The organism is Neptuniibacter marinus (assembly GCF_001597725.1).
GTDB classification, from domain to species: Bacteria; Pseudomonadota; Gammaproteobacteria; order Pseudomonadales; family Balneatricaceae; genus Neptuniibacter; species Neptuniibacter marinus.
Map to the genome: position 1 here is coordinate 69,352 of NZ_LUTR01000010.1, position 15,749 is coordinate 85,100.

The 15,749-nt window shown below is 42.6% G+C and carries 16 protein-coding genes; 6 read left to right on the forward strand and 10 right to left on the reverse strand.

The window, feature by feature from the left end; translation table 11 throughout:
- Window positions 1-76: 76 nt before the first annotated feature.
- A complete protein-coding gene (locus tag A3774_RS08980) occupies window positions 77-934 on the reverse strand; it encodes a flagellar protein MotY (RefSeq protein WP_067866370.1) in 858 nt (285 codons plus the stop codon).
- Between the two features lie 184 nt (window positions 935-1,118).
- On the opposite strand from A3774_RS08980, the gene rnt reads away from it, so the two are divergent.
- On the forward strand, window positions 1,119-1,745 hold the full coding sequence (gene rnt / locus A3774_RS08985) for a ribonuclease T (protein ID WP_067866445.1): 627 nt from the start codon (window positions 1,119-1,121) through the stop codon (window positions 1,743-1,745).
- 85 nt (window positions 1,746-1,830) lie between these two features.
- Here the strand turns inward: rnt and A3774_RS08990 are convergent, their stop codons facing one another.
- Both A3774_RS08990 and grxD read right to left on the reverse strand, forming a co-directional pair.
- Window positions 1,831-2,433 carry a peroxiredoxin gene (locus A3774_RS08990; protein ID WP_067866372.1) on the reverse strand — a complete coding sequence of 201 codons (603 nt, stop codon included), beginning with the start codon at window positions 2,431-2,433 and terminating at the stop codon, window positions 1,831-1,833.
- Window positions 2,434-2,523: 90 nt separating this feature from the next.
- The gene (gene grxD / locus A3774_RS08995; protein WP_067866374.1) at window positions 2,524-2,862 is read right to left on the reverse strand and encodes a Grx4 family monothiol glutaredoxin; all 339 of its coding nucleotides are present in this window, start codon (window positions 2,860-2,862) and stop codon (window positions 2,524-2,526) included.
- A gap of 293 nt (window positions 2,863-3,155) precedes the next feature.
- On the opposite strand from grxD, the gene A3774_RS09000 reads away from it, so the two are divergent.
- The 4 genes from A3774_RS09000 (at window position 3,156) to A3774_RS09015 (ending at window position 7,917) form a co-directional block, all read left to right on the forward strand.
- On the forward strand, window positions 3,156-4,391 hold the full coding sequence (locus tag A3774_RS09000) for an aspartate aminotransferase family protein (RefSeq protein ID WP_067866376.1): 1,236 nt from the start codon (window positions 3,156-3,158) through the stop codon (window positions 4,389-4,391).
- Complete coding sequence (gene argF, locus A3774_RS09005) at window positions 4,391-5,296, forward strand: ornithine carbamoyltransferase (RefSeq protein ID WP_067866379.1); 906 nt, start codon at window positions 4,391-4,393, stop codon at window positions 5,294-5,296. The genes A3774_RS09000 and argF overlap by 1 nt, the downstream gene beginning before the upstream one ends.
- A gap of 105 nt (window positions 5,297-5,401) precedes the next feature.
- A complete protein-coding gene (locus A3774_RS09010) occupies window positions 5,402-6,316 on the forward strand; it encodes a LysR family transcriptional regulator (protein WP_067866380.1) in 915 nt (304 codons plus the stop codon).
- A 245-nt stretch (window positions 6,317-6,561) separates the two neighbouring features.
- Window positions 6,562-7,917, forward strand: coding sequence for a class II 3-deoxy-7-phosphoheptulonate synthase (locus A3774_RS09015; protein WP_067866382.1), 1,356 nt, complete (start codon window positions 6,562-6,564; stop codon window positions 7,915-7,917).
- Window positions 7,918-7,985: 68 nt separating this feature from the next.
- Here the strand turns inward: A3774_RS09015 and A3774_RS09020 are convergent, their stop codons facing one another.
- From A3774_RS09020 to A3774_RS09050, 7 genes are all read right to left on the reverse strand, one after another.
- Window positions 7,986-8,390: a CBS domain-containing protein gene (locus A3774_RS09020; RefSeq protein WP_067866384.1), complete on the reverse strand. Its 405-nt coding sequence runs from the start codon at window positions 8,388-8,390 to the stop codon at window positions 7,986-7,988.
- A complete protein-coding gene (locus tag A3774_RS09025; RefSeq protein WP_067866386.1) occupies window positions 8,387-8,737 on the reverse strand; it encodes a P-II family nitrogen regulator in 351 nt (116 codons plus the stop codon). The genes A3774_RS09020 and A3774_RS09025 overlap by 4 nt, the downstream gene beginning before the upstream one ends.
- A 20-nt stretch (window positions 8,738-8,757) precedes the next feature.
- Complete coding sequence (locus A3774_RS09030; protein WP_067866388.1) at window positions 8,758-9,537, reverse strand: DUF1538 domain-containing protein; 780 nt, start codon at window positions 9,535-9,537, stop codon at window positions 8,758-8,760.
- A complete protein-coding gene (locus tag A3774_RS09035; RefSeq protein ID WP_067866446.1) occupies window positions 9,537-10,238 on the reverse strand; it encodes a DUF1538 domain-containing protein in 702 nt (233 codons plus the stop codon). Before A3774_RS09035 ends, A3774_RS09030 begins: the two co-directional genes overlap by 1 nt.
- Before the next feature lie 166 nt (window positions 10,239-10,404).
- Entirely contained in the window at window positions 10,405-11,580 is a 1,176-nt protein-coding gene (locus tag A3774_RS09040; RefSeq protein WP_197468042.1) for a hypothetical protein, read from the reverse strand.
- 503 nt (window positions 11,581-12,083) lie between these two features.
- The gene (locus A3774_RS09045; protein ID WP_067866392.1) at window positions 12,084-13,358 is read right to left on the reverse strand and encodes an outer membrane protein assembly factor BamD; all 1,275 of its coding nucleotides are present in this window, start codon (window positions 13,356-13,358) and stop codon (window positions 12,084-12,086) included.
- 161 nt (window positions 13,359-13,519) lie between these two features.
- Window positions 13,520-14,704 (reverse strand): transferrin-binding protein-like solute binding protein, encoded by a 1,185-nt coding sequence (locus A3774_RS09050; protein ID WP_067866394.1) that lies wholly within the window; start codon window positions 14,702-14,704, stop codon window positions 13,520-13,522.
- A 397-nt stretch (window positions 14,705-15,101) separates the two neighbouring features.
- Here A3774_RS09050 and A3774_RS09055 point away from each other — a divergent pair, with 397 nt between their 5' ends.
- On the forward strand, window positions 15,102-15,734 hold the full coding sequence (locus A3774_RS09055; protein ID WP_067866397.1) for a transglutaminase-like cysteine peptidase: 633 nt from the start codon (window positions 15,102-15,104) through the stop codon (window positions 15,732-15,734).
- Window positions 15,735-15,749 lie beyond the last annotated feature (15 nt).

A 15,749-nucleotide genomic window follows, 5' to 3' on the forward strand; every position in this document is an offset into this window, starting at 1 on the left:
AACTATGCTGGTAACGAAACGGCTCGAAAGCAACAACTACAACTCAAACCAATAGAATCACAACAAACAGGCCGCTTTAATCTCGCTCTAAACGAATTGTCACACGACGATTTCGATCACGATTCGCCTTAGTGTTATTTTCAACAACGGGATAACGCTCACCATGATAACGGGTCGTAATCGCATTCGGATCCAAACCTAAACTAATAAGATAAGCGGTCACCTCTTCCGCTCGACGTTTAGACATATCACGATTCATTAAACGGCGCCCCATACTATCTGAGTGCCCATCAACATAAATCGCTTTTACGCTATCATCATTTTTCACATAAAGTGCAATCATATCCAAACGTTCGCGCGAAGCGTCGGACAACCGCCACTGAGAAGAAGGAAACAAAATAGCAGTACGCGCAACTTGGCGGTAATTAACAGGGAGCAGCCCTTCGGTACACCCTACATAATCAGAATAAGCAGATTGAAAATTTACAGCAGATACAGAGACACGGAGCGACTCCTCTGTGCCATACCACTGATTAGAAGTAAACGTAGGCATCATTCCCTTATAAAGCGCTGCTAACATATTTTTTGCATGCACTGGCTTGACATTCAGATAGCCGGTGCCCTCTTCAGCCTTCAGAGAGCCAATAAAACGAGGGGCAATTCCAGACTGCCAAGGTGATGCTTCTGCAACGAGCTTCGCCCCATCTTCAAAATGTACATTTTCAGTAGGCTTGAGGATAAAGCGCACCGATTCACCGGCCTCATGTTCAAATACAGCACTACCAAACGAGGGAATAAGCTGACTTAGACGACAACTGAATTTTGAAGCTTCAAGGTCCCATTTCGCATCATCAATCGAGCTGCGAAATGTGATAGCCTGCACAGAATAAGCAGACAAAAAAATGATCAATGGAATAATTAAACGAACAAACACAGAATAAACCGCCTAGGAAATTCAATAAACACAACAACACCTACTTCTTTTCGGCCAAAACATCATTATCTTGAGGAGGTAATTGGAGTGACTTCAATTACACTGTTAGAATAACCTCTGATTAAACGGAAACCTCGCCAAGTAAGGGCAGCACTTGAATAACCTTCATGATACAAAACATCCCATGGCAAACCGCTTCCGCGGATTTTTACCTGTTGTTATAGACGTCGAGACAGCAGGTTTTAATGCCCGCACTGATGCGCTACTAGAAATTGCCGCAGTAACACTCACAATGGATGAAAATGGCTTTTTAATTATAGACCAAAGCTTTGAAGCTCAAGTTGATCCCTTTGAAGGCGCTAACATTGAGCAATCTGCACTTGATTTCACAGGCATAGATCCTTTTGATCCAAATCGGGAAGCCGTTCCCGAACGCGAAGCACTTGAAGAAATATTCAAAGCCGTTCGCAAATCGATCAAAGTTCATGACTGTAAACGTGCCGTATTAGTCGGCCATAATGCTTCTTTTGATCAAGGCTTTGTCAATGCCGCGTCTAATCGTGCCGATATCAAACGCAATCCATTCCATCCATTCTCTACATTCGACACAGCCACACTAGGCGGACTAGCCTTTGGCCAGACAGTATTAGCTAGAGCTTGCCAAGTTGCGGGGATAGATTTCGATGGAAAACAAGCCCATTCTGCACTCTATGACACAACCAAAACTGCCGAGCTTTTTTGCATTATTGTCAACCGCTGGAAAGAGCTAGGCGGATGGGACATGGTCGATAACTATGATGATTACGAATAACCACCATCACGTATAAATCCCCCCCCTTTACTATCAAACACAAAAAAACCCGCAATAGCGGGTTTTTTTTATAAAAGCGCTAAAATTACAGCTTATCGCCTTCTTCGGAAAGATAAGAAGCAACACCTTCAGGAGATGCAACCATACCTTTATCACCTTGATTCCAGCCCGCTGGACAAACTTCACCATGCTCCTGGTGGAACGCAAGCGCATCAACCATACGTAGCATTTCATCAACGTTACGGCCAAGTGGCAGGTCGTTCACTACTTGATGACGAACTAAACCATCTTCATCAATCAAGAAAGAACCACGGAAAGCCATACCACCAGCAGATTCAACATCATAGTCCTTGCAGATACTATGCGTCATATCAGCAACCAATGTGTAGTTAACAGGCCCAATACCGCCTTCGTTAACCGGCGTATTACGCCAAGCATTATGTGAGAAATGAGAATCAATAGAAACACCGATCACTTCTACATTACGCTTTTTAAACTCTTCGATACGGTGATCGAAAGCCAATAGCTCAGAAGGACAAACAAAAGTAAAATCAAGCGGATAGAAGAAAACAACCGCTTTTTTGCCTTTGATAGCTTCAGACAGTGTATAAGAATCAACAATCTCACCGTTACCTAGTACAGCTGCTGTGGTGAAATCAGGTGCCTGCTTACCTACAAGTACGCCCATTGTAATAAATCTCCATTAAATGATATCTAGCGTTAGGGATAATATGATAGAAAAGATGCCCTTAAAATCAAGCGCATCCTTCTTCAAAATTTATTCTGCATCCGTTGCTTCTGAATTTGCTGCCGATTCTTTGATTAAGGTTTCAAGCTCACCGCTTTCTGCCATCTCACAAATAATATCGCAACCACCAATTAACTCACCTTTAATCCACAACTGTGGGAAGGTTGGCCAATTAGCATACTTTGGCAACTCTGCACGAATCTCTTGGTTTTCCAAAATATTGACAAAGGCAAAACGTTCGCCACAAGCCATTACTGCTTCAGAAGCACGAGATGAAAAGCCACACTGAGGGAAACGAGGCGTCCCTTTCATGTAAAGCAGAATATCATTACTCTCAAGCTGTTCTTTAATGGTATCTATTACACTCATTCGTACACCTATATTCTTTACTAATTCTGAAAACATTTCTCACGGATATTGTGGCGAACAATATACCATATATCCGACCATCTTACTCTGATAATGTACATTTGCATTTCTTAATTAGGTCGATAAATAATTTCTATCATTATCAACTACCTTATCAACTACCGAAGTCCCCTCTCTAAAAAATTACTGACTTTATTGATACAAAATCTTGCCAAAGCGATCAAAGCTGCCTATTATTCGTCCTTTAGATTGGCAGCCTTGGCTGCCTTTTTGCGTTGTAGGGAAATATAAACATGGCTGTAGAATCTATCATGACTACCTACAACCGGTTGTCCGTAGCGTTCGAGCGCGGAGAAGGCAGCTGGTTGTTTGATATAAACGGTAATAAATACCTGGATGCATTAAGCGGTATCGCTGTATGTGGCTTAGGCCATGCACACCCAGCTGTTACACATGCCATATCAGAACAAGCAGGCAAACTTCTTCATACATCAAATTTATATACCATTCCCAATCAGCAGCAATTGGCAGAACGCCTAACCCAAATTTCGGGTATGGAAAATGTTTTTTTCGGCAACTCTGGTGCCGAAGCCAACGAAGCTGCGATAAAAATTGCTCGCCGCTACGGCCACACAGTTCGAAACATTGACAACCCTGCCATTATCGTTATGGAAAACGCATTCCACGGCCGCACCATGGCTACATTAAGTGCTACAGGTAATCGCTCAGCCCAAGCGGGTTTCGAGCCTCTCGTTAGTGGTTTTGTACGCGCCCCTTACGATGATATTGACGCCATCAAAACCATTGCAACAAACAATCCAAATATCGTTGCGGTTTTAGTAGAGCCGATCCAGGGCGAATCAGGTATTCATATACCTGCAGATGATTACCTCAACCAAATTCGTACCATCTGCGACGAAAATAACTGGCTAATGATGCTCGACGAAGTGCAAAGCGGTAATGGCCGTTCGGGTAAATATTTCGCCTATCAACACAATAATATTCTGCCGGATGTTGTCACAACAGCCAAAGGCTTAGGCAATGGCGTACCTATTGGCGCTTGTTTAGCGCGCGGTGTAGCCGCTACTATTCTCTCTCCTGGTACTCATGGCTCAACCTATGGTGGTAACCCGCTTGCATGTGCCGCTGCACTTGCTGTCGTGAACACTATTATGAATGAGAATTTATGTGACCGCGCAGAAAAATTAGGCAATAAAATTGCTGAGGGTTTCCGCAGCGAAATCGGTACAGCCGAGTACGTTAAAGAGATCCGCAACAAAGGCATGCTTATCGCGATAGAACTCACCGACGGTGGTAGCGAACTGGCAGTCTTAGCAAAAGTGAAAGGAATTCTATTGAATATTACTGGCGGCGGGAAAGTCGTAAGGATGCTCCCTCCTCTAACAATGACCGACAGCGAAGCTGAACTTTTGGTCAACACGCTTTCACAAATTATTAGGATTTATGCGGCTGATGAACGCAGCTCAAATGATCTCCCAGAAGCACCCAATGGCGACCGCAGAGTATAATGACTATTAGACACTTTTTAACACTAAATGACCTAAGCTCAACTGAACTAGGCCGCCTGATCCGACGCGCAAGCGAACTCAAGGCAATTAGGAATCGCGGCGAAGTCTATGAGCCACTAAAAAGCAAAGTAATGTCGATGATCTTCGAAAAGTCATCGACTCGTACCCGTGTTTCTTTTGAAGCAGGTATGGCGCAATTTGGTGGCCACGCAATGTTTTTATCCCCGCGGGATACACAGTTAGGCCGCGGCGAACCAATTAGCGATAGTGCCAAAGTTATATCTAGCATGGTTGATGTGGTCATGATTAGAACATTTAGCCACCAGCTGGTTGAAGACTTTGCCGCCAACTCATCTGTACCGGTTATTAACGCACTGACCGATGAATACCACCCCTGCCAACTGCTTGCAGATATGCAAACTTACTTTGAACATCGCGGTGAGATTCAAGGAAAAACCGTGACTTGGATCGGTGATGGCAACAACATGTGCCACTCCTATATTAATGCGGCAAAACAATTCGATTTCAAACTTAATATTGCCTGCCCAGAAGGGTTTGATCCAAATATGGAGCTGGTTGAGGAAAATAAAGAACGTGTATTTATTACACGCTCTCCTCAAGAAGCAGTTACAGGCAGCGACCTGATCGTCACCGACGTATGGGCCTCCATGGGTCAAGAAGAGGAACAAAAGGAACGAGAAAAGAAATTTTCTGGTTTTCAAGTTTCTCCAGCACTGATGGACCATGCGAATAAAGATGCTTTATTTATGCACTGCCTTCCAGCTCACCGCGGCGAAGAAATTAGTATCGATATGATGGATGATCCTCGTTCGGTCGTATTCGATGAAGCTGAGAATAGACTGCATGCGCAAAAAGCATTATTAGAGTTTCTACTTGTCAAATAAAGCAAGGTAACCACAGTAATTTTCTGGGTTACCTGCTCTTCTTGCTCCAACGTACTATACTGCGTATATTCCGATTATAGGATCACCCACTAGAGAGACGAGCAAATGGTTGAACTTCGACATCTAAAAACACTGTCCGCTTTACGCGACGCCGGTAGTCTTGTCGAAGCAGCAGATCGAGTTCACCTCACTCAATCAGCCCTATCTCATCAGATTAAAGACTTAGAAGATCGTCTTAACTGCTCTCTTTTTATTCGTAAAACAAAACCTATTTGTTTTACCAGCGCAGGCCAACGCCTACTGACACTAGCCGATGAAATACTGCCCATGATTCGCAATACAGAACGCGATATTGCACGTCTTGCTGGCGGTGAAGCGGGCAGACTCAATTTATGTATAGAATGTCATAGTTGTTTTGACTGGCTAATGCCAACCATTGACCATTTCCGTCAGCACTGGCCTGAAATTGAGCTTGACCTCTCAAGTGGATTTAGCTTTCAACCCTTACCCGCACTCGCACGTGGCGATTTAGATCTAGTTATTACATCCGATCCAGAACCCCGTAATGGTATTACTTACACCCCTCTGTTTACCTACGAATCTCGATTAGCGATAAGTAAACAACACCGTTTAATGGCAAGACGCTTTATCCATCCAGAAGACTTAGCGCAAGAAACCCTTATTACCTACCCAGTAGAACACCAGCGACTGGATATTTTTAATCACTTTCTAGATGAAGCAGATGTAGAGCCACAAACCATAAGAACTGCTGAGCTGACTATTATGATGCTTCAGCTAGTGGCAAGCGGTCGCGGTGTAGCTGCTCTACCAAACTGGGCACTGCATGAGTATATTCAACGGGAATATATTGCCTCCAAACCTCTAGGCGAAAAAGGCATATGGTGCACCCTTTATGCAGCGATTCGCGACGACCAAAAAGATGCAGAATTTATGGTCGACTTCCTTAATACAGCAAAAGATATCTCTTTCCGTAATTTAACGGGTATTAAGACCGCTTAATAAATGATATAAATAATTAATCAACATTTAACAAGATAAGTATTTAAACGTGAATCGTAGCAATATGGATGCAGTAACCCTGCAGTCAAACTACATTACCTGCCCCGCTTTTTTTCTATACTCCTATTTTATTTAGGTCTGTAGACTTCGTGCTATCTGCACAAAATTTACAGGCCGCCTCCGTTCCTCTTTTCAAATAATCTTTATTTTTTAGCTTTAAACTAGAACACTCTAGGATGCAGAAAATGACCACACAAATATGGACACCGACTAGTTGGAGAGATAAACCTATTCTTCAACAGCCTGAATACACTGACCAAAAAGCTTTAATGGATGCCGAAGCAACATTAAGCAAAATGCCACCCTTGGTATTTGCCGGCGAAATAAACCAACTAAAAAAAGAGCTAGCTAACGTTGCTCAAGGCAAAGCTTTTCTTCTCCAAGGAGGGGACTGTGCTGAAAGCTTTAACGAATTTAGCGCCGATAAGATTCGCGATACCTTCAAGGTCCTTATGCAGATGGCCATTGTCATGACCTTTTCGGCAAGCAGCCCTATAGTAAAAATAGGTCGAATTGCTGGCCAGTACGCTAAACCTCGCTCCAGCGATATGGAAAGCAACAAAGGCATTGAATTACCTAGTTATCGCGGCGATATCATTAACGGTATTGAGTTTACGGAAAGCGCCCGACAGGCGGACCCTGAACGTTTAATAACTGCTTACCACCAAGCCGCATCGACGCTTAATCTGCTAAGAGCTTTCTCTAGTGGTGGCTTTGCCGACCTCCATCAAGTGCATGCATGGAATCAGAGTTTTATTAGTAACAGTCCACTGACAGATAAATACCAAAACCTAGCAGACCAAATTGATCAATCTATTCGTTTTATGGAGGCTTGTGGTATCAATTCATCCAACACGCCCCAGCTCCATGAAACGGCACTTTATACCTCTCACGAAGCGCTGCTACTGAGTTATGAGCAAGCTTTAACTCGAACAGATAGCCTAACAGGTGATTGGTATGACTGCTCAGCACATATGCTTTGGATTGGCGACAGAACACGTCAACCCGATCACGCCCATGTGGAGTTTTTACGAGGCGTCAAAAATCCCATTGGGATTAAAGTAGGGCCAAGTACAAAAGTTGACGACTTAGAGCAGCTGTTAAATATTTTGAATCCGGAAAACGAAGCTGGACGTATTACACTAATTGCTCGAATGGGAGCCGATAAAATCACTGAGTATCTGCCTAGACTTGTTCGCGCTGTCAAACAGAGCGGCCATCAAGTGATATGGAGTTCAGATCCTATGCATGGTAATACGATCAAAGCCTCCAGTGGCTATAAAACACGTAGTGTTGACGCCATTCTTAAAGAGGTCAAAGGATTCTTCGAAGTACACCGAGCGGAAGGCACCCATGCGGGCGGCGTTCATTTCGAAATGACAGGGCAAAATGTAACAGAATGCATAGGTGGCGCTTACATGATTAGCGAGCAAGGCCTAGCTGATCGCTACCACACTCATTGCGACCCCCGTCTTAATGGAGAACAAGCTTTAGAACTTGCTTATCTAATTGCCGACACACTAAAAGCCGCTCGACGGTAAGCAACCCATCACTCTAAATTAAAAAGCCTGCTCATGCAGGCTTTTCTATGTAAAGAAATCGACTGTATTTAAACGCCCAACACACCCTTTAAAACGATACCACTATAACTCACAACACCTAAGACCTTACCATCCTTAATAACAGGTGCATGCGCCAAACCAAAGTTCTCAAACAAACGTGAGCAATAACGAATATCCATTTCGGGATCCACGGAAACGACCGGCTTCGCCATTACTTCATAAACGTTGACTCGCTCTGGTGAACGATCTTTAGCTACAACATTCTTGGCCACATCAGATAAAAGTAACAGCCCATATTCGTCATCTGGGTTTCGCTTATTAATGATAAGCACTTCAGAATTTTGTTGCTGAAATACACTTAAAGCATCCTGCACAGTAATTAAACCATCAATGATAGCAAACTCATCCGTCATTACATCGCGGACACGGACTACTTTCTTTTCTACTTTCATAGCTCATCCTCAACGATATTCGACAGCTCTTTCACTTGATGAGCAATCCCTACTGCATCCTCTATATCAACTTGTATTGCTATTCCACGACCAGGATGCTCTTCAAACTCCGCAACGTTAGAAATTGTTTCTAGAATCTTCCGACTTAAATGCTCTTCAACAATAAAGAGTACAACATCACGCTGAGATACAAGCGTTAATCCTAAAAACGTTTTAGGCTGATTTACACCTTCTCCGCGAGCATTATTAATGACAGTAGCGCCTGTAGCACCCGCTTCGCGCGCAGCTTCCATAATCGCCTCAGTTTTTGAATCTTCTACAAAAACCACTAATAACTTGAAATGCATAACCGCCCCTTCGACTACTATTAGTCCGTTATCTTGCTACGTTTAGTACGTAGTTCTGCAATTTGCGCATATGCCATAACCGTTATTATCGGAAACAAACTAGCAAATGCAATCAAGCCAAAACCATCTATTAAAGCACTACGTCCCGGCACCGTTTCAGCCAATCCTAAGCCTAACGCAGCGACTAACGGAACAGTGACCGTTGATGTTGTAACCCCACCAGAATCATATGCCAACGGCACGATCATTTTAGGGGCAAAAAATGTTTGAATAACAACAATGATATAGCCAGCAATAATAAACCAGTAGATCGGGTACCCTGTAACTATACGCCAAGCACCTAAAGAGATTCCTATAGCAACCCCTATAGCAACCGCAATTCGAAGCCCCCAAACACCTATAGAGCCCCCCGAAACCTCATTCGCCTTCATAGCTACAGCAATAAGAGAGGGTTCGGCGATTGTTGTACTAGCACCTATAGCAAAGGCAAATATATACACCCAAAAATAATCATACCAACGAAGGCCCATATCGGAAGGGCCACTCCAAGCACGAATAAAATCAGGATCTGTTAACTGCTCAGCCATTAAACGACCAATAGGGAACAACGCTTTTTCTAGTCCTAACAAAAATAGTGCAAGGCCAAGCACTACATAAACAAAACCAACTAACACCTTTCGAAGGTTGGCTATACGCCGTCTGATCACACCAAACTGAAAACCAAAAAGAATAACCACAATGGGCATTACATCTTTTATGGTAGCAAGTGTAATATCAGAAAATTGCTCCCAAAATCCCATTACATCAACATTCCATAGGCCATTACAAAAATCATAGGAGAAAGCGAAGCAAAGGCAATCAACCCAAAGCCATCGATCATCGGATTACGTCCCTTTATAGAAGAAGCCAATCCAACCCCCAGTGCCGTCACTAAAGGCACCGTAATAGTTGAGGTAGTGACGCCACCCGAATCATACGCTATTCCAATTATTTCTTTAGGCGCAAAACAAGTCATAATCACCACTACAAGATAACCACCAATAATCATATATTGAATTGACCACCCTTTAAGAATACGAAGCACCCCCAAAACAATGGCAAACCCAACAGAAAAAGCAACGGTGTATCTAAGACCGGACGCATATTCAAGTTGAGCTTGAGGCTCCATAGCGATCATACCACCAGCTGCAGCCACCTGAGCCGCTTCAGCCGCGACCGCAATTAATGCAGGTTCAGCTACAGTCGTTCCCACACCTAGAGCAAACGCAAAAAGTAATAACCAAAAAAGGCTCCCTTTTCTTGTAAACTCATACGCCATACTCCCTCCAATAGGAAAGAGCCCCATTTCTAAGCCATAAATAAAAAAAGTAAGGCCAGCAACGACACACAAAAAGCCAACAAGAAGGTTAAAAAAATCAGGAATCGGCTGCTGTAAAACAACAAGCTGAAAAAACGCAATGACAAGTACAATCGGCGCCAAATCACGCAAACTCCCCAGCATTGATCGACCTAATGCAAACACACCCGCTTTCAATACAGTCCGCTCTCTATCAGTAAAGAAATAAGTTATAACAGAAAGGTGAGCGTTTTAGTCCACCCCGACAAAAAATACAGAAAAAAAAACCAAGGCAATTGCCTTGGTTTTTTATACCAAAAAGATACAGAGCCTAACGAGACACAGGAGAAGTAATCGCGTCATTAACACCCGCAAACAGCGTCTCATGCTGTAAGTCAGTGTATTCATTTGTAGACTTAACAATATCAACCATACCGACTACAGATTGAGCATTACCACCAAACACTGCGCCATTAACCGTACCTGTTACGACTCCATCCACGGCACTCAAGTTACCTGAATTTGCCATAAAGTTAATGCCATCAACCGTACCATTAGTAACAGCAAAAGCAACCTGACCTACAACATTAGTAGCTGTTGTACGAACAAGGCCATCACCTTGAACATCGCCATTATTCCAAGCACCATTCCATGTATTATTGCCAAAATCGATGGATGCCGCGAACGTACCTCCATGCATGGTAATACCGCTATAAGAAGCGATGACACCATTAGAACCAGTATAATCATTTAACTGATCCAAAGAGGTTGTAATACCCGCCCAAACAGCGCCATTAGCATTATCAAAACCAGATGGGGATAGAGTACTGCTAGACCAAGTACCCTCTGCAACACCTAATAAAGGAAAGAAGTTTGAGAAAAACACATCAGAATAACTGTTACCTTCCAGTTTAGCTAAGCCACCCCAGCCATAACCAAAAGTACCTGTAGCCTCATCAACCACTAGCTCATAGCCTTCATTGCCTTGTACATCAAAGGAACCGGCAATACGAGGAAACAATACTCTTTTCCAAAGAGGGCGATCCGCATCCGCTTCATAAATATCGGCTGTAAAAGTACCTACATCACCAACAGCAAATCTTGGCGGTACAGGAAGTCTACTTCGTTCGCCTTGAGACGTAGGGGCCGAATTTTGTGAATAGCTAGATTCTCGAATGGTAACAAACCCACAGATTGCACCGGCTTCGCATAGCGCAATATCTACTGGATCTACTGGATCTATTGGATCTACTGGTACATCAAATCCAGGTTCATTTTGTCCATTACGACCAGTCTCACCTTGACCTACACCAGCAAATGCTAATCCTAAGGCTGCTGTGTTAACTTCACCACCTGCCGCAGTTGCAAAATTTTGCGCCCACTTGCCCCAAGACCTTACAGAATCCTCTTCTTTATCAGAAGAACCTGTATTAGCCGAAACCGACAACGCTGAAGTTAAAAGAATTGAAGCTATTGATACAGAAACTAGATTTCGCTTAAACATCATTATATCCCTTATTTTAATGAGCGACCCAGCTCCTAATGTTGAAACATAGGCGGGTAAAAGTATCTTATATGTTCATATTTTATACATATAAACTCTGGTTGTAATTGTACCAAGGTACAGGTGGCACTCTATTTGACGATAAAAACCCTCATCGCCAACAATAGGGCATTCAAACAAACTCGGCTTTAATTAGGTTTTAGATTCACAACTACTTGTTACTAAAAAAACTACCAGAAATAGCAGTATTTAAGGTACATGGCTCTGAAAAACTACCGAGCATGAAACTACAAAATTAAAACAGAATACTATAATAAAGAATCGACTCTTTTGACTTAATCAGCCCAAATCTCTATTTTTCTGCATCGAAAACGAATTTAAAAGAATCCACCCTGATAATTCAACACCCAACTAAACCTACATAAATTGTAGTTGAACAATCTATTTTATCCAATAAAAAAGGCCTCTAAAAAGAGGCCTTTATTACTAGATACTGTATTTAGAAATTAGAACTTTTTAGCCAAATTAATTGATAACTGATTACGATCATATTCATACAACTCAACATTAGAATCAGCTTCTACTCTCATCCATACAGCAGACAACTCTAATTCGTTAGCAAAAGTATGTTTACCACCGATAATAAGCTGAATCTGCTCATCATCCCTAACTTTACCAACACCTGTTACAATACCTTTAAAATCAGACTCATTGTAAGATACTCGGCTAAATAAGCTCGTCATAGGCTGAACTTGCCAATTCACACCAGCAAACACTTCCCAACCATTGTTAGAAAATTCAGCTTCGTTAGCATCATTTTCAAAACTTTCAAGCCCAGCCTGAACACCAATAGTATTATTTCTATACCCTTTACCTAGTGCTATGCCAACAGAGTAATAATCAGAGTCACGGCCTTGATCGCTAGCTTCCTGAAAATTACGATCTGTAAACTCAGCATCAACCGTCAATTCTGTACTGCTATCAAATGACCATGTCATAGATGGCTGAAGACCAATATAATTAGCAAGATCATTTCCTCCCAAACGGATATGATCCACCTGCAGTGCAACATTACCTCGCCATTTTTTATTGGTAATAACCGCAGGTCCTGTACGTAGTGACAACACATCTAAATCAAAATCATCTTCAGTATCATATCCACGATGATAAACAGATGCCCCACTCTGCCAAAACAGCATACCCGTGCTCTGTCCTAAACGGAGCGTTTTACCCGTACGATAACTATGATCATAACTACCGCTAACCACTAAAGCATTATCACTAACTGGCGAACCACCTGTAATAGTAAATGGCGTCCCATTAACATTAACAACTGAGCCCGAAGGGCCTACATTTACGTTGCTATCAAACAACACACCCGCTGACAAATTAAACTTATGGTCATGCTGTGGATTTAACTGCTCTTCATCTCTTTTCAACTGAGCTAAGAATGCCAATATAGATACGCGCACGCTCGCTGGTGTTTGAGGATCATCTAAAACTTCTTGCGCTTGCTCTTCAGCTTCTCGGTACTGCAATGTCTGCATATAAGCCACAGCCAATTCCAAACGAGCACGATGTAATGATGGCTGATTACTAAGGATAGTTTGAAATGATTCTATAGCACTATAAGGAGCTCCTTTTTCACGCTCCTCCATTCCTTGTTTGAAAAACTGCTCTGGATCAAACTGCTCTGCTGCGCTTTCTTCTGCCATGACAGAATTCGCCATCATTGACAATAAAACACCAGACAGCACAGAAACCCCGCTGTAATTCCTCATTTTTAAACTCCCCGTCCTTTATATGCACGCTATTTATTAGAGACTAGCGTTATTAACTGCGAGTATAACTACTGAGTATATTTCACACAACAAAAAAGGCACTTTAATAAAGTGCCTTTTAGTCGAACAGCTCTACATAACCCCTTTAACTAAATACCCTTTTATTGAGGTACTTGAAGGTCTGCACTAAAAGTTGTTACATGAACAGCATCAACGTACCCTGCAATATTTTCAGAAACGATGCTAGGCTGAGCGACAGTTTGTGTTTTCACTATATCAGCAACACCACCAATTTCACCTGCATTGTCGCCAAAAAAGCTAGCATTCACAGTTCCTGAGACTGTACCCTCCAAGGCACTTAATGCATTAGAGTCCGCATTTAAATTAATACCATTTATTGTACCCCCATCTATGCTGAAACCAACCTGCCCCACGACAGTAGTGCCATTTTCACTGGCATACGCCATAACATGACCTTCTAGCCCTCCATTAAAAGAGCCACCCAAAGTTTGATTGGAGAAATTAACACTCAGCTGTACACCTGCTCCCCAAGCACTATGCCCTCGATACTCAGCGACTAGGTCACCACTAAGTTCAGAAAAGCTATTCATGGTATCCAACTTAACCTGTAGAGCAATTAAGTCATCCAGTGTAGATGTAATACCAAGCACAAAACTACCTAAAAAAGTCTGAGCACCTCCACCTTCTTGACCGCCAGTGCTAGAAAACCAAAGCCCATGGGACAAATTACTACCTTCCAAGCCTCCTAAATGTCCATAATCCAACCGCATATATGGAGCAAAGCGTCCCTGACAATTACCTAAGCACCTGATAGATGTATCAGTTAATCCATCTAATCTTAAATTATCATCATCGTAACCATAATGAGCGACCATAGAACCTAGCCACATACGTTCATCAAGTGGCAAAGATGATAGATCAACGTACCGGCTATCACCGCCATTCGGTGCAACAGTAAATCCTAGCGCATCGTAACGCCTTATTCTTTGCTCACTCTCGGTATAACCTTCCATTGAAAAACCCGCCACAACAGGTGTCAAACTGGATACCCCTCTCCGAACAAAAAATCCACTGGAACGATGGCCTTGTCTGTCTGGGACCCTTGCATTACCTTCAGAACCAGACATAAGAGGATAGTAAGTCGCATAACCACAAGGCATTCCAGGCTGACAGCCATTCACTAATGGATCACCTCCCCCTAGACCTTCTATTTCTGGATCAAAAAACACATATTCAGGCCCTGCACCACCTGCTAAAAGCAAAGGATTTATAGCTACTTCAGGCCCTGCGGCTGTTGTTACCGGCATAGTCCATGTTACCGGCATATCCCAAGGCCCCCACTCATGAACAGAGCCTTGTTCCTCTCCTTACTGCTGATCTGCAAAAACAGAAGGTAGACTAACGCTGCTCAAGCAATTCTTTTGAAGTCCATGGCACACCTCCTTAAAGAGCTGCAATATCCAACTCCTTAATCTATCTTTTTCTTTCAATTAAAGAGTAGCTCTTAACAGCAAAGAAGGTATAAAAAAATACCCGAAAATAAATTGTATTTGTTGCATCTTATTAGTACATTTCAGGACTATCTGTGCAGCCCGTAAAAACAACCAAAACGATATAAACCTCCGCACTTATTGGTTACGCCATATAGTTTTAAATATGAACAGTGGAATTTCTGGCCTAGTTAGATATGCTCATAAAATCTATATATTGAGATCGCTGCCAATGAGAGCATCCTATCCACTCCTAATAATAGGAGTCATTTTATTAATCCCCTTAACATGGTCATCCCCGACCTATGCAGGCCTTTTTGGTTCACAAGAACTACCGCAGCGCTCATTAAGTGAGTTGCCCGATTGGCTCAGCTACATGGAACGACACTTAAGAGAAGATACGCCAGAACAGATATGCAGAGAATCAGGCTTATGTAATTTAAAGCCTTGGTATAATTTTCTTAATAGCATTAAAGGGCTTCCGAAAAGGCAGCAACTCGAACGGGTAAATCAATATGCAAACCGCCAACCTTATATTCAAGATATTGATAATTACGGAAAAGAAGATTACTGGGCGGTGGTAAGGGAGTTTCTATCTCGTAGTGGCGATTGCGAAGACTACTCATTAACTAAATTTTTCTCCTTACGACTATTAGGCTTCAGCAACGAAGAGCTACGCATAGTGGTATTGCAAGATACCAACTTACGTATTGGTCACGCGGTGTTAGCCGTAAAGTACGGTGGTGATGAACTAATTCTAGACAATCAAAGCCGACAAGTTATTTCCCACCGCAGCATTAAGCATTACACCCCTCTATATACAGTTAATGAAAAGCGCTGGTGGCTACATATGCCTGTTTACTAAGATTACTGCTAGTAT